Source organism: Pseudomonas sp. NFX1 (assembly GCF_051123555.1).
GTDB classification, from domain to species: Bacteria; Pseudomonadota; Gammaproteobacteria; order Pseudomonadales; family Pseudomonadaceae; genus Aquipseudomonas; species Aquipseudomonas capeferrum.
The window spans coordinates 5,443,021-5,468,528 of sequence record NZ_CP169366.1; the positions used below are offsets into that span (position 1 = coordinate 5,443,021).

Consider the following 25,508-nt stretch of genomic DNA (forward strand, 5'->3'; position numbering starts at 1 on the left):
CTGAAATACGCTAAAATGCATCCTGTTTCTAATTCTCTATCAAAAAGACTGGCGTATCAACTTTTTGACATAGTGATAATGTGTTCGATCGTAAGGCAAATGGCCATATCTGACCCGCCTGCGGGAGTGGCGCTATGAAAAAATCGGCTATCAAACAAGTGGTTGCATTTTCGCTAGGAGGGTTTTTGGGGGCTTCCCAGTGGCTAGCCAATCTCCTATAGTGGCCCGCGCCGCCAGGCCTACTTGTACGCGAGTAAAAAATGGCATCTGTACCCCACATACTTTGATCAAGCCTCTCGCTCGTCGATACGGCTTAAACGCGTACCCCACTGCATCGACGGGCCTTGAGGATTGACTCATGACGCTCAAAGATCTTGTTTTCGCCGTTCGCCAGGGAATCAACTCCCGCCTCGGTTCCAAACTCTCCGTTGGCCATACCTACGAAATGCTCGCAGCCCTGATGGGCTATGGCTCGTTCGCCAGCTTGAGCAGCCAGGCATTCATCATCAACTGCGGCAACGGAGCCATTGATGTAGGCGATGCACAGGTTGCTTTCGGCTGCCAATACTCCCTCGAGCGAGCCGCTCAGAGGCACCGGGCAATCAGGGCTCAGGGTGACGCTCACGCCACAGCTGCAAAGCTCAAGGAAATTGCTGAAAGCTTGGAGCTGGTTGCCATTCCCCATGCTGCCCTCATCAGCCTTTTCGAAGGTGGCCTCGACGACTGCCAGGCTGACGTGCTCATTACGTTTATGGAGTGCATACAGCCAGACGACGCACCAACCATGGCAATAGCCCTCGGCATGCTTGAACAGGAGTGTGCTCGCAAGCCTGCATTGCACTACCCGATCTCGCAGATCTACCAGGCGATGGTGGATGAAGAAGCAGATAAGTCGGATTACTGGTTGAAACAGCGGCGTGCCGGACGGGTGCTTTCCGAGGTAGAGGAAATCTTTGCGAACGAAGCGGCGGGTTACAAACATGTTCGTGACCGCTATCAGTACCACTACGATTGTGCGGTCGCCGGCCATAACCCATACGCACTGATCGACGCGGCCGCCGACGCATTAGGCAAACGTGATTTGAATGCGGCCCGTGCCCATCTCCAGTTATTGAAAGACTCGGACTCGCCGTATGTTGTTTGTGAGACTGCCTCGGTCGTGGTCAGGTCAAAACTGAAAGATGACTGCGCCTACTGGGCGGCAAAGGCCGCTCCGTTGGGGCACATCAAGTCCATGCGTTGGTTGGTCGAGCAAGCTGAAGGCACACCAACGGTGGATACCTGGACCTGGATCTATCTCAGCAAAATGCTCGGCGAAGATGTGACCGCCTCAAACGTCCGCGCTTACCATGACGGCGGGCTCTATGACGGCCAGGAGTATGATGACGATTGCGGTGGCCCCATGTGCTTTGACGGCGACCTCGGGCTGAACGTGCGAGCACTTGATGCTGCCGGTGACAAAGCAGCCCGACACGAAGCGCGCCGGTTGAAGGCTGAACTGAGGGGCCCTGGTCGTATCGGCTGAATCGACACGCCCGTAAGCCCCTCTCACCCTTAAAGACTCTGCATCGTTCGGCATTTGGGGAATGCCGAACAACCCCAAAACTGCTCCCCTGCCTTCGCCCCTGATTTGGCGGTCCGAACCAGCAGCGCATTGCCACATTTAGGGCATTGCCGCTCGGCTGTCGGGTCGCTGCGGCGTTTCAGGTTTTGCACGTGCTCGCGGTGGGTAGCGCGGGTAGGGGCACGGCGGCCGGTTTGCAGGGTTTGCAGCATGGCGTTCACATCGGCCTCCGTGAAAACCGGCTGATTAAACGATTTGATGTAGCGAATGAACTTGCTGCCTTGGGTAACTTTTGCAGGCATCTGCGTTTTGAACGTGCTGTCACCGACGAATGTGATCACCGAGTGCAGGTGCTCGGCATTCACGCCCAAGGTCGTTTCCAGTGCTTTGAGGTGCTTGTAGTTCTGCCGCAGCGGGTTCTGGAATTTGAAGGTGCGCTTGTAGAGCTTCTGCGTCCACTGGGGCTGCTTTTCGCTGCCGAAGATCCAGCCGTTCATATTCTTCGTTTCCAGCACGAAAATGCCGTACACCGAGACGAAAACGTGGTCGATCTGGGTGGTGCCGTCCGGGGTGTCCAGGGTGATGTTGTGCAGGCGGCGATAGGTTTGCTCGTTCAGGTGCAGGTAGGTGAAGTAGCGTACAAGCAGCTCGCCTAGGTAGCCCTTTACACCTGGAGACTTGAGTGCGAAAAGCAAGATGACGAGGGGGATGAACCAGCTCAGGGGGATCCAGTGCTGGGCGATGATGGGGGTGAAGTCCATTTCTTATCTTTCAAAAGTATGGGTGACAGCGGCTATTCCAAGCCGCTGTACGAACAGCCGTTGACCTAAAGGCTGGCTTTTACTTGGGCGATTGCTTCCCCGAGACGTTCGGTGAACCCCGACTCACCTTGATGGCTCATTACCAGGCGATCGACTGCGCGTGTCATCGCCACGTACAGCAAGCGCATCTCGTCAGCTTCATCTTCGCCTTTGGCTGGCATTTCATGCAGGCGCGGGATCATCACAAAACCAAACTCCAGCCCTTTGCTGGAGTGCATGCTGACGATTTTTACCGAATGGTGGGCGTAAAGCTTTGTGCGCTGAGAGCTCACGCGTGCGGTGGTGTAGGGAATACCTGCCGCCTTTAGCGCCTCTTCAACCCAGAAGGCCTGCTCGGTATGCCGGTAAATGACCGCCATGTCGTCCCAGGCTCTGCCGTTTTCATGTTCTGCCCTCAGCCTAGTAACCAGGCATTGCGCCTCTTGTGCAGGCCCAGCAAGGCTTAGAAGCTGTGGCATCTCACCCCGGCGACCTGCACTTTGGGGTGCAAGCACAGGTACATGGTCGTCTTCGGCGTCGCGTGCGCTTAGCAACTCCTTGGAGAATGCATGGGCAACCGACAGCACTTCCAGCGTGTTGCGATAATTGATACGCAGCACCGTGGTACGGCCAGAAGCCTTGATGCCCACGCTGGCAAAACTGAACGCCAATTTTGTGCTCGGCGCCTTGCCGCGATAGATCGCTTGGGCGTCGTCATACAGTACCAATAGGTCCTCGCGCTCACGATCCACCTGATGGACGACTAAGCGGAACCACTCGGGTTTGAAGTCATGCCCTTCATCAATCAGGATGGCACCGTACTGTTCGGGCGCGAGGGCGCCGCTTTCCATTTGCCGAAGCACCTCTTCTTCCAGTGCTTGAATAAACTTCGCCCCTTTCATTTCGGGGATGGCGAGTTTTGCTTGGGTCAGCAAACTGTGGCACCAGGCATGAAAGCCTACGACTGTTACCTTGTGCTCCTGGCGGTGCTGTTGCAGCACCTGGTTCAAACGCGCGGCAAGTGTTTTGTTGAAGCACAAGACCAGCACCGGTTTAGTGGCTGCGCGAGCCAGGTACAAGCAGCGATAGACCAGGATCATGGTTTTACCGCTACCTGCCACACCGTGGATCACCCGATGGCCATCGCCCATTGAGCGCGCCAGCTGCTCTTGCTGAAGGTCCATCACTTTCAGCAGGCAGGGAAGGGGCGCGTCTTGTTCACTGAACAACCCGAACTGGGCGGGGGCAGGGCTCAAGCGGATTTCTGGAAACAAGTGATAACGCACTCGGTCGATCTGTTCTGGTACCAGATGCACGGGAAACTGATGGACCAGCATCTTGCAAACCTGCTGTTCGAATACGCTGCTGTCGGCGGTTTCGTACATCTCGTCCTTGCAGATGACCCGCGTGCCCTCCATCGCGGCACCAAGCTGTCTTGCCTCGAACTCTTTGCGAGTGATCTCGGTGAGCACCACCCCCCAGCTGTACGGCATGATCAGCTTGCCGGGCCGGTAAGCCTCAGCACCTTGGGTCAGCGCGCTGTCTTTCTCCAATGCCTGAACGGTTTCAAAGGCATTCTTGCGGGCCTGCGCCAGGGGATTGATAACGGTTTTTTCTTGACCATCATCATATTTTTTCACATCGCTGGCCGTTATCGAGATCAGCGAAGTCATTTTCCAGTCTTTGACTTCGAGCACCAATAGCCCGATTTTCGGGTGCAACAGGACAAAGTCAGGTTGCAGACCTTTTGGGCCTACTGGTACGTTGAACCAGCATAGCCAGTCGTTTGAGAGCTTTTTCTCGAGTCGCTCCGCCAGGCGTTTTTCGCCGGGAGCGTCGAAGCGACAGGCACTGAGTGCCGGGAAGAGTTGGGCCATATCCTTATCGTCCATATCCAAAAACGCCGTGCACAGTAGGATTTAATGCTGCGAGGTGCAAATCCAAAAGGAGGAGGGGGCGGTTTGGGGTAGCGGCGCTGGAGGATTCACTGACCGTGATTTTGGGCCGTGAGGGGAGGGCTGGGGGTAAGCGTTAAGCCGAGGCGGCTTGATTGGTTTTACCAAATAGCAGCTGATAGGGCCGGGGTAATTTGAAACGTGTCGGTATCTATCTGTTTTTTCTAATTAATAATTTATTGATCAACATGCTTGGAATACCAGTTGGAACGCTTCGTGGTCTGGATTCCGATGGACATTGATTGTCGAGCTCAGCCAAGCGACTCATCAAAGTAATCGCTGTCGAGCCTAGGCACCTTGTAAAGCTGCGAGCTGACTCCGACCTCGTGGTCCAACATCAGATTGACCAGGCGTTTACCGTCGACCAGCACAAGCCCTTCGACCGATAGCGCGAACTCAACCGCTTGGGCGGTGAAGCCGGAGGTGGTGATGAATACACCGCGTTTGGCTTTCTGTCCTGCTAGAGCTCCGTAGAACGCCTGCAAATCGGGGCGGCCTACAGTGTTCTGCCAGCGCTTGGCCTGCACGTAGACTTTCTCCAGACCCAGCGCGTCGAGCGAGATCACGCCGTCAATGCCTCCGTCGCCACTACCGCCGACTTGCTGCAGCGCCTGCCGGTTCGCTCCATAGCCCAAGCTGTGCAGGACGTCGAGGACGATGTGCTCGAAGCGCGTCGGGCTCGCTTGCAACAGATTGTCCAGCAGGTCGCCAGCGACGCTGGTGCGCAACTCGAGGATTGCTTGGTTCAAGCGCTCTTGCGGGCTGCTAGTGGCGAGATTGGTCTTGGCAATAAGCGCTGGCGTGTCGTTGCTCTCATCCAGCGAGGCGGCATCCGGCGCTGTCTTCAGTTTCACGCTCATGAAGTTCACAGCTAGATACTCGACCTGTTCTGCGCTCAACGGGGCAGGGTTGGCCTGAGCAAATGCGCGGCCGGTGTCGGTCAGCTGCCAGTAGCCACGCTTGGCGCTGCTGGAGTAGCCGGCGCGCTTGAGCCGATCATGCGCCCAGCCTGATCGGTTCTTGTAGGTGGCCTGACCGCTGGCAAGGGTCTCTTGCCGCTGTGCTTCGCTAAGACCAAGCGTCATGGCGGCGGCCTCGTGAACCTCGCTCGCGGTGGTCCCGCTCGAGTTGGCGGCGAGAAAGCGCAGGATGGGCTCAATGAACTGGTCGTAGGTCGGGACTGGCATCGTTAGTTTTCTTCCAGAAGTAAGGCTTAGACCGTCATGGTGGATCTGCGACCGCGTTTGCCCTTGGGGGCAGCGGCGCGTTGGGCTTTGATGCGATCAAGCAGTACGCTGGCCGGTTCGTCGTTCAGGTCTTGCGGCACGAGCTCGCCGCTGAAGGCTCTTGTAAGGATGCTTTGGGTCAAGTGGTCGATTCGCGCCTGCGCGGTTTTCACGCGGATTTCGAATTGGTCGGTGAGAGCGAATAGTTTTTCGACGCGGCGGACAATTTCAGTTTGTTCATGGAGCGGCGGCAGTGTGATTGAGTAGTTTAGGATTTGTTTTCCGCTGATATGTGGAATATCACTGCCCGTTTGGTTAGGGATTAAGTAGTTCGTGAAGGCGTAATCTGACAGGAGCAAAAATAAATAATCGTTTAGAATCTTTTTGGATTGCTTAAAGCGGCACACTCGCTGAACAAGTAGACAGGGAAGGTCTTCTTTTTTTGCTCTGGCTAGTTTAAGTCCAGCAGAAACTACTGGGCGATCCATTGCAAGAATGATGTCTCCCTCCGATATAAGCAAATTTTCGAAGCTTGACAGTTTTTTTTCTGGGAAAAATTTTGTTTCTATCCAGCGCAGAGAGCCAGGCTCAATATTTTGCCCTCTAAGTAGCCGAATCCCATCGGCTGAAAATTCGCTGCTTTTGAAAGCATGGCCGATATCAATAGCAACAAAATCTCCAATTTTCCCCTTGAGCCATTTGTCATAGTCCGAACTACACCGCTCAGACGTCAACCGCCCGGAAGTAGCGGCGGTAAGTACGGATTGTCTAAAGCGCTTGAGTAGCGCGGGAATTCTGTCGATGCGGGCTTTCAGGGTATCGACTTGAGCCAGCAGTTCGTCGAGTTTGGCGGCGATGCGGGTTTGTTCGGCGAGCGGTGGAAGACCGATTTCATGTGCTTTTATGACCGCCTGCGAAATATTCGGCTGAGCTCCACCTTTACCTTTCTCAATGAAAGCCGCCTTTTCATTTTGAAGAAGCCTATACAGGTATTCTTTTCCAATAAGACCTTTGACTGGCGTGCCAACGGCACAAGCTTGGTTGGTAGATGCATCGATGCCGAGGATGGCCGTTTTACCGATAGTTGCCCCATACATTGCAATGGCCACGGAGCCTGCGGGGAAAATCTTCGCACTTGAGGATTTGATAGCTTCTTCTGTAATGCTTTCCTCAGTCGTTTTTATGTAACGGCTATTAAGTTCTCCGCTTTTAATCCAAGGGATCTCTCCGCCGTAAAAATTTGGCTCGCTGCGAGACGGAGTTCCTCCTGCTCCCCAATCGGCAACGGTCCCTAAAGTTGTGCGTGCCCATCCACTTGGCAGCTCACTCATTGCCATCCTCCTCAACTACAGCCAATCCCATCACCTCAGCCATCAACTGCTTCTGCGCCACTACTTCATCCCCTGCACCCAGGGCTTTCATCAACTCCTCCAACTCATGGAGCGCCTCGGTCAGTTCAGCCATGGCTTCCCCCGCCAGAACTTCCGGAGCAGGCAGGTCGACGGCGTCGAGGCTGCTTTCGTCTTTTAGCCAACTGATATCTAGCGAGTCACTACGCTCGTTGCGGATGTAATCGCGGGTAAAGCTGCGGAAGCGACTGTTTTCACCAATTCCTTCGACGTTCTCGGCGCGCGGGCTTTCGCCGTTGGGGCTGTTGCCATAGGCCTCCTCGAACTGCTTGAGGTGGGGAGGCCCGAACGGCGTACGCTTGCCAAAACTAGGCATATTGCTACGCAGGTCATAGATCCAAACGCGCTTAGTGCAACCTTCCTCCTGCCGCGGGTTTTCCAAGGTGCCCTTCTGAAAGAACAGTACGTTGGTCTTCACCCCCTGTGCGTAGAAGATGCCAGTAGGCAGGCGCAGAATGGTGTGCAGGTTGCACTTGTCCATTAGGTCGCGACGCACGTCGGTGCCGACGCCGGCCTCGAACAGCACGTTGTCCGGCAGCACCACGGCGGCGCGGCCGCCCGGCTTGAGGCCACGGTAGATGTGTTGGAGAAAGGCCAACTGCTTGTTACTGGTGCGGTAGGTGAGATCATCACGAGTCGGGCCACCGCCACCCTTGGCAGTGCCAAAAGGTGGGTTGGAGAGGATGACGTCGACCTTGGGTAAGTTGGCCCCGGTTTGACCCAAGGCGTTGCCCAGATGCACGACACCTTCCTCGTCGCCTTCCATGCCATGCAGCAAGGTGTTCATTAGCGCCAAACGGCGAGTGCCGGGCACCAGCTCTACGCCAACAAAGGCGCGATTGCGCTGGAATGCTTGTGCTTTGGCGTCTAGGTCGTAGTGATCGTCGGTTTGGCTTTTGATGTAGGCGTCAGCAGCGATCAAAAAGCCCGCAGTACCTGCGGCCGGGTCTTGAATAGTCTCGCCCGGTTGCGGCTTGATGCAACGAATGATGCTGTCGATCAGCGGGCGTGGGGTGAAGTACTGGCCGGCGCCAGACTTGGTTTCGCTGGCGTTCTTTTCCAGCAGGCCTTCATAAAGGTCGCCTAGGCCGTCTTGGCGGGCGCTGAACCAGTCGATGCCATCGAGGCTCTTGATCAACTGCTCAAGGTGGCGCGGTTCCTTGAGGCGAGTCTGAGCGTCGGCGTAGATGGCGGCAATCAGCGGGTCAGGGTTTTTGCCAAGGTCCAGCAGCATCTGCCGGTAGTGATCGAGAAGGTTAACGCCGGACTTGCCAGCCAGGTCTGGCCAGCGCGCGCCTTCGGGCAACTTGTGGCCGAAGCTGTCGTTGTTTTGCACCTGTTCGTATTCCATCTTGATGAACAGCAGCAGCACGAGCTCTGTGACGTAGTCGCTGTAGTTGATGCCATCGTCGCGCAGGACGTCGCAGAGGTTCCAGAGTTTCTGGACGATATCGGAGTTGGTCATGGGGTACCTGTGGCGAAGTGTGTATAGCACCAGATTTCGCTGGCGCAAAGAAATGATTGTCTGGGCTCAGTCGTCTGAGGAGCGTTGTTCGGCCTTTAGCGCTCGGCCCGTCGCAGTCAGGCGATAGCGTTGCTTGCTGCTGTTGGGCTTGTCTGGAATGGTCATCTCGACAACGCCAAGCCTCAGTAGTGGGGTCAAAACCTGCTCGCGAAACTTGCTGCGGTTGCTGCGCCCGACGAATGTCATTAGCTCTGGCGCAGTGTGATCGTCTGTCATCTTGCACAGCATCGTTATCTGCTCTTGCTGCAAAGACCGGCGAGTTTCGGCTTGTTCTTCTTCGACAGCAAACTCAGTCCCTACTTGGTCCCTACTTGGTCCCGACTTAGTCCCTACTTGGTCCCCACTTGGGCCCGAAAGAGGCCCTTTTTCAACGGCGCGCTGAATCACCACCTTGAACTGATTACTCTGCCGGTCGTCCTCCAGCCGGATCATTGGCCAAGCATCGATAGCGCGTGGGATGCCGGTGCCCAAACCGCGATAGGGGAGAATGTGCACAGCATGGGAGGTGAGCGTCGGGTTACGACGGTTGGACAGGCCGAATCGAATTTTCTCGGTATCGAGCACGTCAGGCAGGTGCCCAGGGCTGATCAGTTCGATGCGATCGGCAAAGATCATGATCCGGATGGAGGCGCTGACAAAGTAGTCGCGGTGGATCAGGGCATTGACCAGCAGTTCTTCAAACACCTCCTCCGGCACTTCCAGCTGGCCGAGGGTATTGAAGCCCTGCTGGCGCTGCACGTGGTGTAAGTTGCGCTTTATGAAGGCAAGGCTGCGTCGGTATTGTTCCTGCAGATTGCCGTCGATATCTTCGCTGTCTAGATAGTGGCGGTCATGCAGAACCGTGCCCGGAAACGCCACGGCCTTGATATCGAATGCTGGGCACAGGCGTTGTGGCGTTTGGCAGAAGAGCAGCAGACCAGCCAAATTGGGTGTGTCGCCACTGGCGAGGCCAAGATTGTCCAGGATGCGGGTGGTTTCCAAACCTGTCTGTTCGGGGTTCTGCCGAAAGCGTCTTTGGAAGTACTCGCCAAGCGCTTTGGCGTCGATATCCGCCACGCTGCTGCCCGCGACCGGTACCGCATCGGCGCACACCAGTCCGGCCTGCTGGAACAACCGCTGCAGTTCTTCACGGGCCGTGACCCGACGCTTGTCGGCGCCGTTCTTTACCCAGATGCGACCCTGGTTGTCGACATAGGGTTTATTCAGCCCTTGTTCGACTGTCACCACCATGACCAGCCCGTGCTCGGTCTGAAGGTTGCTGGACAATGGATTGATCGCCGGGCGGACGTTCTGCGAGGCCGCATTGGAGAGCAGCTGATTGAGTCGCGCAACGTCGGTACTACCCAGCCCGCTAAACTCCCCTGAGTCCTCTACGCCAATTATCAGATAGCCACCGGACGTATTGGCGAACGCCACCAACTCGGCTGCCAAGGCATCGATATTGTTGAAGTCGCGCTTGAACTGATGGCGGCTGTCCTCACCACAGGCAAGGATCTGATGAAGCTCAGCAAGGGTCATGAAGCGTCTCTAGGTATCGCGGCCGATAAGTCGTGTAGTAGGGGGCATTATCCCTCATGAACAAGTACGGTGGCCAATCCAGCGTTCAGGATGGGGCTCATCCCGCTTGTGCCCACAGGTTGTCATTCAGGGCGTCCAGCACCACGCCCAAGTTACCGCCGAGCATTTTATCCAGCCGTGTGCTGCCGCCATCGTTTTTGAAGGCCTCGCCAATCTGCTTCTCGTCAATAACAACCTCGTGCACCAGTTGCTTGGCCAGCCGGTCCAGCCACTTACGCTGAACTTGAGTCCAAGGTTGCAGGGTGTAAATCGCCTCCATCGCCTTGGTTACGCGCTGCTCGAATGGCAGCAAAGCCTCTCCGAGGGCGGCGCGGCGGATGAAGCCGACGATACTGGCAGCGATTTCCTGGTTCGTCTGGTTGCGCCAGGCGCTTTGCAGGTTGACCTCGCTGTAGCCATGCCCGTCGAGCAGCAGGCGCACTTCGCGCAGTTGCTCACGAGTCAGGTCTTGCGGGCGGTTGACTACTACGCCGAGGGCAACCGACTGGTTCAGTTGATTCTTGATGAAGTCGTTGAAGCTTTCCAGGTAGTCGGCGGGCTTTGGGTAGTCGCCATAGTTCTGCTCACGGACCATCAGTTCGTCCGTGTGGGTGGAGATTACCGGGTAGTTCAGCGACCCAAGCAGGGCATTAACCGTAGCGAGTTGATCAAGCAGATGGGCATGCTGTTGGATGAACTGGGCCGCTTGCTGCGGGCCTAGCTGGTGCAGGTGCTGGTGCAGTTTGTCCGGGGCTACGCCCCAGCTGTCTTCCAGTTCGGCGAGCTTGTCCTTTAGGATTGGCTTGTTTTCAGCCTTATGGCTGGCTTTGCGTAGGATGCGCATGACCCGCTGGCTCAGTTGGTCTAGCACGTCGTGGGCATGGCTGGTGTCTGGCAGGTTGCCCGGGGCATCGAGGCTGGCCGGGTTGGTTAGCTCGCTGACCAATTGTTCGAGGCTAATGCTCGGGTCTTTGACCAGCGGCTTCATCGTATCTACCGGCTCAAGGGCAGCGTACAGGTCAACCGGATCGTAAATCTTGAATACCGTCTTGCCGATGTCATCGCAGCGGCGAGTCGCGCGGCCCTTCATCTGTTCGTAGAGGATGCGCGAACGCACCCGGCGCATGAATACCAGGTGGCAAATGCGCGGCACGTCGATACCGGTAGTCAACAGGTCGACCGTGATGGCAATGCTCGGGTAGCGCTCGTTCTTATACTGGCGGATCAGTTGATTAACCTTGTCACTCTTCCCGGTGATGATCTGTACAGCCGCCTGGTTGTAATCCTCGCCGTGAACGTCCTTGAGCGCTTCGTCGAGGAGGTTTTTGACCCGCTCAGCATGGGCTTGGTTAACGCAGAAAATCATCGCTTTTTCGTCGCCCGACGGGTCGAGTTCTTGTGCCAGTTGCTCGCAGATAACCTTGTCGAAACCGGGCGTAATCACTCGGCGATTGAAGGACTCGATTTCGAAGTCGAGTTCGTCCTCGAGCTCGGCGACATCCACCTCGCCGGTGCCTGTATCAATGACGTTGACGCTCTCGCCCTTGGCAAAGTGGATGCCGTTCTGGCTCAGCAGGGTCTGGTAGCGGATTGGGGGTTCGTGATCAATTAGCCAGTCGTCCGCCACAGCCTCACGGTAGCTATAGGTGAATAACGGGGCACCGAAGACTTCGCTGGTGTGCTTGGCTGGCGTAGCGGTGAGCCCGATGCGGCAGGCGTCGAAGTAGTCAAGCACGCGACGATACTGCGACAGGTACTGGTTGAAGTCGCGCACCGTCAGCTCGCCTTCAGTCATTTCCTGGTCGAGTGTGTAACCGCGGTGCGCTTCGTCGACGATGATGCAGTCGAAGGCATCGATGGACGGCGGCGTGTCCGACTGGAAGATGCGCTTGACCATGGCCTGCACAGTGGCGACCTGAACCCGTGTTTCAGCCTCGGCAGCCATGTCGCCTAGTTCTTTGACGTCGTATATCTGCGCCAGCGTGTGATTCTGTTCCAGCGTCGCCTCGTTGAAGGCTTCGATGGCCTGTTCCCCCAAGGCGCTGCGATCGACCAGGAAAAGAATACGGCGAAAGCGCTCGGCCTTCAGCAGGCGGTACATCAAGCCGATGATAGTGCGCGTTTTACCGGTTCCGGTCGCCATGGCCAGTAGGCAGTTGCGGCGATTGGCGGCTAGCGCCTGCTCAACGGCGCGGATGGCGTTTTCCTGATAATCACGCAACTTAAGATAGGCGAAGCCTTCCTGCTGTAGCTTCGCCTCGGCGCTTTCACGGCTGCGCTTGAGCAGGTCGAGTAGGCCGCCCGGCGTATGGAAGTCTTGCAGCGGCCGGCGCAGGTTGGCAGGGCTGCGCAAGTCGCGGAACCAGATGCCGGACAGCTCGGCGAGCTGCTTGATAAAGGGGCGGCCATTGCAGGCGAAGGCAAACGGGACCTTGAAGTGGGCGCCCTGGCCATCCGCCCAGCCCGCGCTCTGCCCGGCCGGTTGCAGATCGGCGGTAATGATCAGTTGGCGTGAATAGCGCTCGGCTTGGGGAATGCGGTCCGCTATGTTGACGCGCTTGCGCTTCGCTTCGACGATGGCGACCGGGATTAGGCCGGCGAATAGCACGTAATCAGCGTTTTCTTTGGGCTTGCTGGTTGGCCATTCGGCGATGGCCTTGTTCTTGCCCTTCTCGGGGCGAGCGCCCTTGCTGTAGGTAAGATCGAGCGAATCGGCTTCCCAGCCGGCATCGTTCAACTGTTGATCGATGAGAATGCGGGTGAGGTCTTCATTGAGGTCGAACTGGCTGCTTGCCTGCTGGGTTTTGCGCGTGACCTGCTGGGCAGCTTGCGGCTGATCTTCAGGCTGTTGCTGCAGCACTTTCAGCCTGGCCTCGAAATCGACTCGGGCCTTCGATAGCTCTGCCTCGCGTTCAAGGGCAATCTGCTCGTAGACGCGGGCTTCTTCGCTCATCTGGCCTACAAGACTGGCTTGCACTTGCTTTTCTTGCGCCAGTAGCTCGGCTAATTGTTGGTTGCTCTCCAACTGCTGGCGACTGTCGCCCAGCTCTGCGCGAAGTTTTTCGATCTGCCCCTGCAGCTCACGTAGAGGCTCACTCGGATCGGCCGGAACCATGAAAGGCCCAGGCTTGAAGGTGCTGCCGCCCGTACCGAATGACTGGTGATACCAGATCGCCAGGGCCCGGGCGACTCTTAACCCGTCTAGTGCCTCGCGATGCTGGGTGCGGAATTCGTGGGTAGCCTTGTTGCCTTCGATACGCAGTGTATGGAATAGGTTACGGATGTTGCCGTCGAGCTGGATTTCACGGCTCAAGCGGAACAGCAGATCAGCTTGGGACGTGGTGGCTTCGAACTCAATGCCTGCTCTTACCGCCAGATCTTGGGCGAGCGCTTCACCCAACTGGCGCAGTTTGATCAGCGTCGTGTTGGGGTCGCTGGAAAATACCCGCTCGGCCGCATTGGCAAGCTGGAAAAAAATCGGATCGTGTTCTTTGAAAAAGGCGAAGTTGCTGGTCTCTGCCATGTTCCATCCCTTGAGTTCGTCACCAGCCATCCCGAGAGTAGTGGCGCTATAGAGGCATGATGCCAGACGAAGGGTGGTGCGTGTATCACCGTGTGCAATCTGGCCAGCGTCACAGTCATCGGCATGAGAATTGTTGTTGGTATTATCGGCGTTTGTTACGAGTCGGAATGCCGCAAAGGCACGTATGATATGGGCTTAGGAAACGGTAGAGGGAGCGCCTCAAACAGTCCGTCGCTGCCTTCGTCGACCGATCAGCAAATTCGGATCCTGACCCCCCGTGACCGCCACAGCTAAAGGCTAAATCACCGCAGCATCCACGTTTCCGTCTCGCAGAGAAATAGTGCCTAAGGAATTGCCTATGCCCATCAAAACGGACGTTTGGACTGTTGGCCTTACACCAAACAAGCTAAGTCAAAGCCAATTACCAAGTGAGCAGCTTTTAGAGGATATGATCGTCAATTCCCCAAGCATCCTGTCTGAGGAATGGATGCTGATAGGAAGACAAGAAACCACTGGTATGGGAGGACGCATTGACCTACTGGCCATCGCACCTGACGGTAGCCTTGTGCTGATTGAGCTAAAGCGTGACCGAACCCCTCGCGAGGTGGTTGCTCAAACGCTTGATTACGCAGCTTGGGTAGACAACCTCACAGAAAGTGATATCGCCGCCATCTATGAACGGTTCCGTCCCGGGCACAGCCTGTATGTAGACTTCCAAACCCGTTTTGGCCGCGTCCTAGACGACGATGAACTGAATGCTAGTCATCAACTGATCATTGTCGCCACGGAGCTGGACGCCAGTAGCGAGCGGATCGTGCAGTACCTGAGCAAGCGAGACATTCCGATCAACGTGCTCTGCTTTCAAGTTTTTCAGATAGGCGAGCAGCAATTGCTGAGTAGATCCTGGTTGCTGGATCCTATTCAGACTCAAGTGAATGCCGCATCTACCAGCGAGGGTCAGAGTGAGCCCTGGAATGGTGAGTTCTACTGCTCATTCGGGGATTCCAGTTCACGCTCGTGGGCAGATGCTGTGGAGTTCGGTTTCATTTCGGGTGGTGGTGGCTCCTGGTACAGCAAAACCCTTCAGCTTTTATCTCCTGGGGACCGCGTGTGGATAAATGTTCCCCAGCAAGGCTATGTGGGAGTTGGCCGTGTGCTCGGTGCGGCTACTTCCGCAAATGAGTTTACGGTGATGAAAGATGGCGTGGAGCGGCCTGTATTGGAGGTCGCAGTCCGTGCTAACTACCACGCCGCGTTCACTGACGACCCTGAGCGTTGCGAGTATTTTGTCCCGGTGCAATGGTTGCAAACCGTTCCGGTCGGCCAGGCAATCCGTGAGATTGGAATGTTTGGCAACCAAAATACGGTGTGCCGGCCTAGAACACCGAAGTGGAGATCAACGATTGAGCGGTTGAAGGAGCGCTTCCCGCATTTCGATGATATGACCGCTATCTAGGCCGGGCCGGGGGGCGAGGAGGCAGGGCTGCGCAGGCGTCAGCGCGTCATGCTGAGTTCGGCATCATCCAGAAGACCCTTGGCCATAGCGCAGAGATAATGTGAGGCCCAGATCAGTTTTGGTTTGTCTTCCATGAGGCCCTCAATGGTGAGGTCACGCGCATAGCCCATGAGTTCCGACGCCTGTTCGCGGGCATTTTGGCAAGGAATGCCGGCCTCGATGCGAAACAGTGGGTGAGTCTGGTTTTCACCTTGGAAGAAGATGGTTTTGCCGACTGTGCATTGGGTATCTTCGGTTGTCATTGATCAATCTCCCTGGTCTTGTGGTTGCCTGGGCTGCCCCTATCGCCGGCAAGCCGGGCTTCCACACGTCTTTCGCTCGGTATGCGAATCAATGCATCGGTTGCGGGTTCGCGGGCGTCTGTATTTGCGCCAGCGCTGATTCTAGTAAACGGCGCAGGGTTTCAAGCTCGTGCATTGACGCCATGATCAACAACGAAGCGGGCGACCTCGGCTGCATCAGCATCGCCTGTTGGGCTACGGCTTCTGCACAGAGTGCGTAGTCCGCGGCCATCATGATCGTGTCTTCCAGGGAGTGGAGGTGGTGGGGTGGGTCGGGGACTATCTTCAACATGATTGCTTCCATTTCAGGGCCGTCACCATCTGCTGTCAAACAGAGGGTGGCAGCTGTACGTGGGTTGACAGACCGGCGGAAACAACAAGTTCCGGCGCACGCAAGCGTGCCCGCACGTACAGCCGCCATAAGGACGAGCCGTTTTGTTGTTTACCGTCGCGACCTGTCAAAGTCATGCCGTTGATGAGCAACGACCCACCGAGACTAAAACCCTGAAAAAATGACCGCAACGGAAAACAGGCGCTGGGAGTATCTTTGGGAAACGCCCTACGAGAAAGGCGGTAAATCTGATTTCTTTAGCCCGCAGATCCCAAAATTCAGACACAAAAAAAGACGCCCGAGGGCGTCTTCTTTTTAGGATTTGGTGGAGCCGGGGGGATTTGAACCCCCGTCCGCCAGTACTCCGCTGTCGGTACTACATGCTTAGCCGTGTCTACTGATTTAATCCGCAGCCGCCCGACGGGCAGGGTGCTTTGGATGAGTTGGGTAAGTTTTAGTCGCTTTGCCCCCAACGTGCTACACGACGATCCTGTTCTGTATGACAATCATTTCGGGTTTACAGGCATCCCCTGATGATTGCTGGAGCCGAAGCTACCAGGAGAGCGGGCTCAGCTGCTTACGCAGCGAGAGCGTAACCCTCGTAGTTTTCGTCATTGGCAACTATAGAAAGTTGCAACAGTGGATTTACGAGTTCTGTTACCAACTCGGCATGCACCTAGAGTTTCGCTACCGGCGTCGAATCCTAATCGGCCCCACACTCAGCTCTAGCTGACCGTACCTTTCGGCACGTGGGCTGAGTATACGCGCTAAAGCGGGCGGCGTCGACAGCAGGTTCCGCCGCCCGCTTCAGGCTCAGGCACCGCCGCCGCCGGCCGAGCCGCTGCCTTTCTCGGTTTTTTCCAGGCGTTCCAGGACTTTGCTGGTAATGGCAATGCATTCCTTGGTGTCGCCCGAGGCTTGTGCGGCTTTGGCTTTGTCGACGTGCTCGGTGAGGGCTTTGTCCAGGCCCTCGGAGGTAGCGCCGGCGGTGGCCATGCTGTCGTCGATTTTCTGCAGGTTGGCGGTGCAGAGGTCGTCTGCGGCGAACACTGGCGAGGCCAGGAGGGTAGCGGCCGCGAAGAGGGCCGAAAGCGCGGTACCTTTCATGGGTGACTCCTTCTGAGGCCTCTGGAAGGTGGGCCTGTAAGGTGGACTGCGCAGGTTTGGCGAGGGTTCAATCGGGATGGTGGCGGGGCGATATGATGGGATGGCTAGGCGTGATTGCGTCGCTTTGGGCGGCGGGGCTGTAGGGGAAATCGGAACTTGAAACCAAATGCTTCAGGTGGAATTGTTTTAGGAATTATCCTACCGGCGCCGCAGCCGTTTCTCTGTTGTCGATGATGAGCGCAGGGGCTAGTTTCCCTGGGTCGCCATGGTTTGGCGATGGGGTGTGAGAGCCCGCTCCATTCAAGAGATTTACCGTCATGGTAGCTGTGCGCGGGCAGGCCTTGTGCCTGGCCGGTTTCCTCCTGTTTGGCCGGTCTCTCACCCCGCGTACAGCTGCCACCCATTCCTGTGAGAGGGAATGGGCGGAGCGTCATGCACACAAACGGGAGAGAGATTTATGAAGAAGATTGTTCCTGACCCACCCAGCCAAACGTCTTCACGTTCGTTCTACACCATCGACAACAAGGTGCCTTCACCTGAGGCGCTGTTGTACGCCATTCAGTTGATGCGCGGTATTGAAGACACCTTGGACGAATACATCTGCGGCAATGCCGGTGAGCCGGGGATCGGTATGCTGGTGAATTCGGTGCATAACGTGCAGATGAGCAGGGCGTTGGCTGAGTTGGTGCTGGCTCGCGAGCCTTGAGGGCTTTGGGGGGGGCTAGTGCTTGTCATGGCATTTTTGGCGCCAGTGAGATCGAGCGCCGCCCGCGCGGCGCATCGCGAGCGAAGCTCGCTCCTACATTTGTTTCGGGCCAGTTATTCCTGAGGCATCTGCGCGCGGCCCCTTGGCGGCTGCCTCAATATCGCGTCGTACGAACAAGGCGGTCGCGCGCAATGCCACAGGCCTCACTGGCCCGAAACAAATGTAGGAGCGAGCTTCGCTCGCGATGCGCCGCGCGGGCGGCCTGATGAGCGCAGGGGCTAGTTTCCCTGGGTCGCCATGGTTTGGCGATCGGGTGTGAGAGCCCGGCGATTACATCGTGCCAGTGTTATGGCAGCCGTTCGTGGGCAGGCTTCGGCCTGGCCGGAATTCCGATGTTCGCCGGTCTCTCACCCCGCGTACGGCTGCCACCTCCTTCTGTGAGAGGAAGAGGGTGATAGCTCCGTTTATGACATCGGAGAATTCATCATGAAGAAGATTGTTCCTGACCCACCCAGCCAAACGTCTTCACGTTCGTTCTACACCATCGACAACAAGGTGCCTTCACCTGAGGCGCTGTTGTACGCCATTCAGTTGATGCGCGGTATTGAAGACACCTTGGACGAATACATCTGCGGCAATGCCGGTGAGCCGGGGATCGGTATGCTGGTGAATTCGGTGCATAACGTGCAGATGAGCAGGGCACTGGCTGAGTTGGTGCTGGCGCGCGAGCCTTGAGGGCTTTGGGGGGGGGCTAGTGCTTGTCATGGCATTTTTGGCGCCTGTGAGATCGAGCGCCGCCCGCGCGGCGCATCGCGAGCGAAGCTCGCTCCTACATTTGTTTCGGGCCAGTTATTCCAGAGGCATTGGCGCGCGACCCCTTGGTGCTCGCCTCGATATCGCGTCGTACAAACAAGGCGGTCGCGCGCAAATGCCACAGACCTCACTGGCCCGAAACAAATGTAGGAGCGGCCTTGCGTCGCGATGCGCCGCGCGGGCGGCGCTCGATCTCATAGGCGCTGAACATGCATTGGCGAACACCTGTCAGCCATAACGCCATCTCATGCTTCAAATACTACGCGCCCGCGTCACCCGATCCACCAGGTAAACCAACCCGTGATAATCAATACCACTATGGCTGGACAACCCAATCTCACAGGTGCGGCTGGTAGAAATCCCTTCACTGCAATACTGCACCGCATCCTTCAAGCTCCGCAGCGAATGTGCATTGAGCTCCGGCGTGGTAAACCCCTTGTCCCCGGCAAACCCACAACAGTGAATCCCTTCCGGAATCACCACCTGCTTGCTGCACCGCCGCGCCAGGTCGATCAGCGCCTGGCTTTCCCCCAAATGCTGGGTGCTGCAGGTCACATGCACCGCCACCGGCTCTTCCTGCGGGGTGAACTCCAGCCTGTCCAGCAGATGGCTACGAATGAAGCGCACCGGGTCGTACAGGTCCAGGCGGGTTTCCCCCAGGTCCTGAACCAGGCGCAAGGTGCACGGGCTGGTGTCGCAGTAGATCGGGTCAAGCCCTCCGCGGCTGGCATGCAGCAGGGCGTTGATCAGCTCCTGGCGCTTGTGCTCAGCCTGCTCCGGGTACCCCTTGGACGCAAACGGCTGCCCACAGCACAGGCTGTCGGCATTCTCCGGAAACACCACTTGGTAACCGGCCTTCTCCAGCAGCCCGCGGGTCTTGTCCAGCAATGAGCTTTGCTCCCGGTCCGCATAGGCCGGCCCCATCACGCGTGACACGCAAGCCGCCAGGTACACCACCCGTGGCCGGGCATCATGGCTCGCCGGGCCAAAGTCGATGCTGCGCAGGGGCTGTGGCATGGCTGGGGTCCACTGCGGCAGCCGGCCTTTGCTGGCTTTGTTCAGCGCTGTGCTCAAACGGCCCAGGCGCGGGGCGCCGAGCAGCTTGCGGGCGGTGTTGGCGGCGGTCAGGGTCAGGCGGGCACCGCTCAGTGCCGTGTGGAAGTGGTCGGCCAGCCAGTCGGCGGCCTTGTCGTGCTCGGCGGCCTGGCTGCGCAGCTTCTTCACCAGCTCGCCGGTGTTGATGCCGACCGGGCAGCGCTGGGCGCACAGGCCGGTGGCGGCGCAGGTGTCGAGGCCTTGGTATTGGTAGGTCTTGAGCAGCGCTCGGGTATCGATGCCGGCGCGTTTCTTGGCCTGGATATCACGCCACATGACGATGCGCTGGCGGGGGCTCAGGGTCAGGCCCTTGGACGGGCACACCGGTTCGCAGAAGCCACACTCGATGCACTTGTCGACGATTTCATCGGCGGCCGGCAGCGGCTTGAGGTTTTTCAGGTGGATATCGCGGTCTTCGCTCAGCACCACATCGGGGTTGAGGATGCCGTTGGGGTCGAGCAGGCGCTTCAGCGCCCACATCAACTGGTACGCGTCATGGCCCCACTCCAACTCCACGAACGGCGCCATGTTGCGGCCGGTGCCGTGCTCGGCCTTCAGCGAGCCACCGAACTCCACGGCCACCAGTTGGGCCACGTCGTCCATAAAGGCTTGGTAGCGCGCCACTTCCTCGGCGCTGTTGAAGCCCTGGGTGAAGACGAAGTGCAGGTTGCCCTCCAGGGCATGGCCGAAAATGATCGCTTCGTCGTAGTGGTGCTTGTCGAACAGCTGGATCAGGCGGTTCACGCCCTCGGCCAGTTGCTCGATGGGGAAAGTCACGTCTTCGATGATCACCGTGGTGCCGGTCTGGCGCACGGCGCCGACGGCGGGGAAGGTGTCTTTGCGGATTTTCCACAGCTGGTTGTACACCGCCGGGTCTTCGCTGAACTCGACTTTCTGCTCCAGCGGGAACTCGGCAATCGACGCCATCACCTGCTGCAGTTGCTCATGCAGCAGCGTCTGGCTGGCCGCGCGGGACTCGATCAGCAATGCGCAGGCATTGTCTGACAGGCCTTTTACCCACAGCGGCATGCCGGGCATGTTCTGCACCGAACGCAGGCTGCGCCGGTCGAGCAGCTCTACGGCAGACACCGGCTGGCGCTTGAGCAGGGTGACCGCGCGGCAGCAGCTTTCGACGCTGGGGAAGACCAGCAAGGCGCTGGCTTTGTGCGGGTGGTCGGGCACGGTGTCGTAGGTGACGGCGCTGATGAAGCCCAGCGTGCCTTCAGACCCGACCAGCAGGTGCTGCAGGATGTCGAGCGGCTGGTCGTAGTCCACCAGGGCATTGAGGGACAGCCCGGTAGTGTTCTTCAGCCGGTACTTGTGGCGGATGCGGTCGGCGAGTTCGGTGTTGGCGCGGGTTTCACGGCCCAGACGCGCCAGTGCTTCGAGCAGGTCGGCGTGGCTGTGCTCGAAGGCGCTGACGCTGGCCGGGTCTTCGCTGTCCAGGCGGGTGCCGTCGGCCAGCACCAAACGCAGGCCGGCCAGGGTGTGGTAGGTGTTTTGCGCGGTGCCGCAGCACATGCCGCTGGCGTTGTTGGCGACGATGCCACCGATCTTGCAGGCATTGATCGAGGCGGGGTCTGGGCCGATCTTGCGCCCAAACGGTGCCAGCCAAGCGTTGGCCTGGGCGCCGATCACGCCGGGCTGCAGGCGGATCTGCTCGCCCTGGCCGCGGATTTCGCGGCCGTTCCAATTGTCGCCGAGCATAATCAGCACCGAGTCGCTGATGGCCTGCCCAGACAAGCTGGTGCCGGCCGCGCGGAAGGTCACCGGCACGCGCTCGCGCTGGGCCAGTTGCAGCAGGCCGACCACTTCGTCCTCGGACTCGACGCGCACCACCAGCTTGGGGATCAGCCGATAGAAGCTGGCATCGGTGCCAAAGGCCAGGGTGGAGGTGGGGTCGTCGAAACGGCGTTCGGCGGGTATCAGGCGCTCGGCATCACGCAGGAACGCGGCGGGCAGGCTCATGCAATCTCCTCGCGGGGCCGCGGCGTCTGGTGCGCCGCATGCCCCGGTCAATCAGGCGGTGTTTCGTGCAGGCGTTCAGGCGCCCAGTTCGCGGACCAGCGAATCGCGGGTGATCTCGCTGATCGACTTGGCGCCGGTGAGCACCATGGCCACGCGCATTTCCTTCTCGAACAGTTCGAGCAGGTTCTTCACCCCGGCCTCGCCATGCACGGCCAGCGCCCAGAGGAAGGCACGGCCGATCAGCACGGTGTCGGCGCCCATGGCGATCATGCGCACCACGTCGAGGCCGCTGCGGATGCCGGAGTCGGCGAGAATCTTCAGCTCGCCCTTGACCGCATCGGCAATCGCCGGCAGCGCGCGGGCGCTGGACAGCACGCCGTCGAGCTGGCGGCCACCATGGTTGGACACGACGATACCGTCGGCGCCGAACTTGACCGCGTCACGGGCGTCGTCGGCATCGAGGATGCCCTTGATGATCATCGGGCCCTCCCAGAAGTCGCGGATCCACTCCAGGTCTTTCCAGGAGATCGAGGGGTCGAAGTTGTTGCCCAGCCAGCCGATGTAGTCGGCAAGGCCGGTGGGGTTGCCACGGTATTTGGAGATGTTGCCGAGGTCGTGCGGGCGGCCCATCACGCCGACGTCCCAGGCCCACTCGGGGTGGGTCATGGCTTGCAGCACGCGGCGCATCGGGCCGTTGCGGCCGCTCATGCCGGAGTGGGCGTCGCGGTAGCGGGCGCCGGGCACGGGCATGTCGACGGTGAACACCAAGGTCTTGACCCCGGCCGCCTTGGCCCGCTCCAGCGCATTGCGCATGAAGCCGCGGTCCTTGAGCACATACAGCTGGAACCACATCGGCCGGTTGATGGCCGGGGCCACTTCTTCGATCGGGCACACCGACACGGTGGACATGGTGAACGGGATGCCATGGGCTGCTGCGGCGCGTGCCGCCTGCACTTCGCCACGGCGGGCGTACATGCCGGTCAGGCCGACCGGGGCCAGGGCCACGGGCATGCTCAGGGTTTCGTCGAACAGCTGGGTTTCCAGGCTGAGCTCGGACATGTTCTTCAACACGCGCTGGCGCAGGGCGATGCTGGCCAGGTCCGAGACGTTGTGGCGCAGCGTGTGCTCGGCGTAGGCGCCGCCGTCGGCGTAGTGGAAGAGGAAGGGGGGCAGCTTGCGTTGGGCCGCGGCGCGATAGTCGGTAGAGGCGGAAATGATCATGGATTCTCGCAGCGTTGCTTGAGGGGAATGCCGGGCGCGCCTTGGCGCCCGGCCCCTTTCACTTTAGTGATGAACCAGCATGCCGGTCAGCCAGTAAGCCTGGACCAAGGTGATCAGGCCCACGATGGTGGCGAAGAACAGGCTGTGCTTGACGGTGAAGCGGAACAGGTCGGACTCCTTGCCCACCAGGCCGGTGGCGGCGCAGGCCACGGCAATGGATTGTGGCGAGATCATCTTGCCGGTCACGCCGCCGCTGGTGTTGGCGGCCACCAGCAGGGTGTCGTTGACCCCGATCTGGTGCGCGGTGGTGGCTTGCAGCGAGCTGAACAGGGCGTTGGACGAGGTGTCCGAGCCGGTCAGGAACACGCCCAGCCAGCCGAGGAACGGCGAGAAGAACGGGAACGCGGCGCCGGTGCCAGCCAGTACCAGGGCCATGGTCGAGGACATGCCCGAGTAGTTGGTGACGAAGGCGAAGGCCAGCACCATGCCGATCGACAGGATTGGCCAGCGCAGTTCCCAGAACGTCTCTTTGAAAGTGGTCAGACCAGTTTTGAAGTTGATCTTCAGCACCGCCATGGAGATCAGCGCCGAGAGGAAGATCGCGGTGCCGGTGGCGGAGATCGGGTCGAGCTTGAACACCGCTGGCATGGCGGTCGGCGCGGCAACGATCGGGGCGGTCTTGATCACCAGTTGGTCAAGGTGCGGGATGGCGAAGTTGAACACGAAGTTGTACATCGCACCGCCCGGCGCGAACGCGGCCTTGAATGGTTTCAAGGTCCAGATGGTGACCAGCACGGTGAGGATCAGGAACGGCGACCAGGCCTTGAAGATCTCGCCGAAGCTGTACGGGCTAGGCTGGCTGCCGCTTGATTGCACGACGGCGGCGCCGACGCTGCCCTTGGCTTGCGCGAACGAGCGCTTGGGCTGCCAGACTTTCAGGAACAGGGTCAGGCAGATCAGGCTGGCCAGGGCCGAGGTGATGTCGGGCAGCTCTGGGCCGATGAAGTTCGAGGTGAAGTACTGGGTCACGGCAAAGCTCAGGCCGGCGACCAGGGCTGCAGGCCAGGTCTCCTTCACGCCGCGCACGCCGTCCATCATGAACACCAGCCAGAACGGCACGAACAGCGACAGCAGCGGCAGCTGGCGGCCGGTCATGGCGCCGATGTGGAAGGCGTCGATGCCCGTCACCTGGCCGGCCACGATGATCGGGATGCCCAGCGCGCCGAAGGCGACCGGTGCGGTGTTGGCGATCAGGCACAGGCCGGCGGCGTACAGCGGGTTGAAGCCCAGGCCCACCAGCAAGGCGGCCGTGATGGCCACCGGTGCGCCGAAGCCGGCCGCGCCTTCCAGGAAGGCACCGAAGCAGAAGCCGATCAGCAGCACTTGCAGGCGCTGGTCGTCGGTGATCGACAGCACCGAGCTGCGGATGACTTCGAACTGGCCGCTCTTGACCGTGAGTTTGTACAGGAACACCGCGGCAACGATGATCCAGGCAATCGGCCAGAGGCCGTAGAGGAAGCCGTAACCCGCGGCGGCCAAGGCCATGTCGACAGGCATCTGGAAGGCGAAGATCGCCACCAGGATCGACAACCCGAGGGTGATGCTGCCGGCCACGTGGCCTTTGAGGCGGAACACGGCCAGGGCAAGGAAGAAGAACACGATAGGGATGACCGCCGCCAGTGCGGACAGGCCGAGACTACCAAGCGGGCTATAGAGTTGTTGCCAGGTTTGCATATGGGGTGGCCCCTAATTGTTGTTGGTCAGCACTGGCATTGGATAATTGGTAAGACCAATTTACAATGTCTGGGCGCTAGGTTAAAAGCGCTGTCGTGGGTGTGTCAATTTGTCCGACACAAAACTTTGCTCGTGTGCCGATGAGCGGGCGTCTGATGAGCTTGGAAAAACACCGGGTGATGGGTGTGTGTGCGGCGCGGATCGGCGAGAATAGGCGCCCCCTGATATTTGCCGGGGGTTTGTGGAGAGCATGTGATGGTTTTTGATCAGGTCCGCCAACGGCGCCTGTCCGACGACATCGTCGATCGGTTGGAAGGGATGATTCTCGAAGGCACGCTGACCTCGGGCCAGCGGCTGCCGGCCGAGCGCGTTCTGGCCGAGCAGTTCGGTGTGTCGCGCCCGTCACTGCGTGAGGCCATCCAGAAACTGGTGGCCAAGGGGCTGCTGATCAGCCGCCAGGGCGGTGGCAACTACGTCGCCGAGTCACTGGGCTCGACGTTCAGCGACCCGCTGTTGCAGTTGCTGGAGCACAGCCCCGAGGCGCAGCGTGACCTGCTTGAGTTTCGTCATACCCTGGAGGCGTCCTGCGCGTACTACGCGGCCCAGCGCGCCACCGAGCCGGACCGTGCACGGCTCAAGGCAGCCTTCGACACGCTGCAGGACTGCTACACCCGGGTTGACCAGGTGACGCGGGCTGAGGAGGGCGCAGCGGATGCGCGCTTTCACCTGGCGATTGCCGAGGCCAGCCATAACGCGGTCTTGCTGCATACCATCCGCGGCTTGTTCGACCTGCTCAAGCGCAACGTGGTGACCAACATCGGCGGCATGTACCAACAGCGGACCGAAACCCGGGACATGCTGATCAGTCAGCACCGGGAGCTGTACCTGGCGATTGTCGAGGGCAGGGCGGAGGAGGCGCGAGAGGTTTCCAGCCGGCACATTCTGTATGTGCAGGAGGTGCTGGAAGAGGCGCGCGAAGAGGCGCAGCGCGTGGCACGGGCAGAGCGACGCAGCGGACGTTAAGCGGTCAATGCTGATGCGCCTCCTGTAGGCGCGGCCTTGCGTCGCGAAAGGACTGCGTAGCAGTCCCCGGATTTGTGCGTCGCCGCTGATATCCGGGGGCCGCTTTGCGGCCCTTTCGCGACGCAAGGCCGCTCCTACAGCAAGCGCGCAAGGG

18 protein-coding genes and 1 other RNA gene are annotated in these 25,508 nt (G+C 59.0%); 5 read left to right on the forward strand and 14 right to left on the reverse strand.

Features of this window, described 5'->3' with window-relative positions; all coding sequences use genetic code 11:
- Positions 1 to 358: 358 nt before the first annotated feature.
- A complete protein-coding gene (locus DJ563_RS24500) occupies positions 359 to 1,525 on the forward strand; it encodes a hypothetical protein (RefSeq protein WP_434518486.1) in 1,167 nt (388 codons plus the stop codon).
- Between the two features lie 29 nt (positions 1,526 to 1,554).
- Here DJ563_RS24500 and DJ563_RS24505 read toward each other — a convergent pair whose 3' ends face one another.
- From DJ563_RS24505 to hsdR, 7 genes are all read right to left on the reverse strand, one after another.
- Positions 1,555 to 2,325 carry a nuclease-related domain-containing protein gene (locus DJ563_RS24505; protein WP_274100513.1) on the reverse strand — a complete coding sequence of 257 codons (771 nt, stop codon included), beginning with the start codon at positions 2,323 to 2,325 and terminating at the stop codon, positions 1,555 to 1,557.
- 65 nt (positions 2,326 to 2,390) lie between these two features.
- Positions 2,391 to 4,241: a 3'-5' exonuclease gene (locus DJ563_RS24510; protein ID WP_186665782.1), complete on the reverse strand. Its 1,851-nt coding sequence runs from the start codon at positions 4,239 to 4,241 to the stop codon at positions 2,391 to 2,393.
- Between the two features lie 329 nt (positions 4,242 to 4,570).
- On the reverse strand, positions 4,571 to 5,506 hold the full coding sequence (locus tag DJ563_RS24515; RefSeq protein WP_434518487.1) for a restriction endonuclease: 936 nt from the start codon (positions 5,504 to 5,506) through the stop codon (positions 4,571 to 4,573).
- 26 nt (positions 5,507 to 5,532) lie between these two features.
- The gene (locus tag DJ563_RS24520) at positions 5,533 to 6,876 is read right to left on the reverse strand and encodes a restriction endonuclease subunit S (protein WP_434518488.1); all 1,344 of its coding nucleotides are present in this window, start codon (positions 6,874 to 6,876) and stop codon (positions 5,533 to 5,535) included.
- Entirely contained in the window at positions 6,869 to 8,419 is a 1,551-nt protein-coding gene (locus tag DJ563_RS24525) for an N-6 DNA methylase (RefSeq protein WP_434518489.1), read from the reverse strand. Before DJ563_RS24525 ends, DJ563_RS24520 begins: the two co-directional genes overlap by 8 nt.
- 66 nt (positions 8,420 to 8,485) lie before the next feature.
- Positions 8,486 to 9,997 (reverse strand): RNA-binding domain-containing protein, encoded by a 1,512-nt coding sequence (locus tag DJ563_RS24530; RefSeq protein ID WP_434518490.1) that lies wholly within the window; start codon positions 9,995 to 9,997, stop codon positions 8,486 to 8,488.
- Between the two features lie 97 nt (positions 9,998 to 10,094).
- A complete protein-coding gene (hsdR, locus tag DJ563_RS24535; RefSeq protein WP_434518491.1) occupies positions 10,095 to 13,559 on the reverse strand; it encodes a type I restriction-modification system endonuclease in 3,465 nt (1,154 codons plus the stop codon).
- 358 nt (positions 13,560 to 13,917) lie between these two features.
- On the opposite strand from hsdR, the gene DJ563_RS24540 reads away from it, so the two are divergent.
- Positions 13,918 to 15,015: an endonuclease NucS domain-containing protein gene (locus DJ563_RS24540; protein ID WP_434518492.1), complete on the forward strand. Its 1,098-nt coding sequence runs from the start codon at positions 13,918 to 13,920 to the stop codon at positions 15,013 to 15,015.
- 38 nt (positions 15,016 to 15,053) lie between these two features.
- Here DJ563_RS24540 and DJ563_RS24545 read toward each other — a convergent pair whose 3' ends face one another.
- From DJ563_RS24545 to DJ563_RS24560, 4 genes are all read right to left on the reverse strand, one after another.
- A complete protein-coding gene (locus DJ563_RS24545; RefSeq protein WP_434518493.1) occupies positions 15,054 to 15,317 on the reverse strand; it encodes a DUF3077 domain-containing protein in 264 nt (87 codons plus the stop codon).
- 88 nt (positions 15,318 to 15,405) lie between these two features.
- Positions 15,406 to 15,648 (reverse strand): hypothetical protein, encoded by a 243-nt coding sequence (locus DJ563_RS24550; RefSeq protein WP_434518494.1) that lies wholly within the window; start codon positions 15,646 to 15,648, stop codon positions 15,406 to 15,408.
- A gap of 362 nt (positions 15,649 to 16,010) precedes the next feature.
- Positions 16,011 to 16,402, reverse strand: a transfer-messenger RNA (tmRNA) gene (gene ssrA, locus DJ563_RS24555).
- Between the two features lie 98 nt (positions 16,403 to 16,500).
- Complete coding sequence (locus DJ563_RS24560) at positions 16,501 to 16,794, reverse strand: hypothetical protein (RefSeq protein ID WP_227696445.1); 294 nt, start codon at positions 16,792 to 16,794, stop codon at positions 16,501 to 16,503.
- A gap of 457 nt (positions 16,795 to 17,251) precedes the next feature.
- Here DJ563_RS24560 and DJ563_RS24565 point away from each other — a divergent pair, with 457 nt between their 5' ends.
- Together DJ563_RS24565 and DJ563_RS24570 are read left to right on the forward strand one after the other, a co-directional pair.
- Positions 17,252 to 17,500 carry a hypothetical protein gene (locus DJ563_RS24565; RefSeq protein ID WP_047583937.1) on the forward strand — a complete coding sequence of 83 codons (249 nt, stop codon included), beginning with the start codon at positions 17,252 to 17,254 and terminating at the stop codon, positions 17,498 to 17,500.
- A 486-nt stretch (positions 17,501 to 17,986) separates the two neighbouring features.
- On the forward strand, positions 17,987 to 18,235 hold the full coding sequence (locus tag DJ563_RS24570) for a hypothetical protein (protein ID WP_047583937.1): 249 nt from the start codon (positions 17,987 to 17,989) through the stop codon (positions 18,233 to 18,235).
- 330 nt (positions 18,236 to 18,565) lie between these two features.
- Here the strand turns inward: DJ563_RS24570 and DJ563_RS24575 are convergent, their stop codons facing one another.
- The 3 genes from DJ563_RS24575 to DJ563_RS24585 all read right to left on the reverse strand — a co-directional run bounded on the left by DJ563_RS24575 (position 18,566) and on the right by DJ563_RS24585 (position 24,331).
- Entirely contained in the window at positions 18,566 to 21,376 is a 2,811-nt protein-coding gene (locus DJ563_RS24575; RefSeq protein ID WP_434518495.1) for an FAD-binding and (Fe-S)-binding domain-containing protein, read from the reverse strand.
- Between the two features lie 75 nt (positions 21,377 to 21,451).
- Positions 21,452 to 22,597 carry an FMN-dependent L-lactate dehydrogenase LldD gene (lldD, locus tag DJ563_RS24580; RefSeq protein WP_033701621.1) on the reverse strand — a complete coding sequence of 382 codons (1,146 nt, stop codon included), beginning with the start codon at positions 22,595 to 22,597 and terminating at the stop codon, positions 21,452 to 21,454.
- Between the two features lie 63 nt (positions 22,598 to 22,660).
- Positions 22,661 to 24,331: a lactate permease LctP family transporter gene (locus tag DJ563_RS24585; RefSeq protein WP_033701618.1), complete on the reverse strand. Its 1,671-nt coding sequence runs from the start codon at positions 24,329 to 24,331 to the stop codon at positions 22,661 to 22,663.
- 255 nt (positions 24,332 to 24,586) lie between these two features.
- Here DJ563_RS24585 and DJ563_RS24590 point away from each other — a divergent pair, with 255 nt between their 5' ends.
- Positions 24,587 to 25,354: an FCD domain-containing protein gene (locus tag DJ563_RS24590; protein WP_434518496.1), complete on the forward strand. Its 768-nt coding sequence runs from the start codon at positions 24,587 to 24,589 to the stop codon at positions 25,352 to 25,354.
- The last annotated feature ends 154 nt before the right edge of the window (positions 25,355 to 25,508 follow it).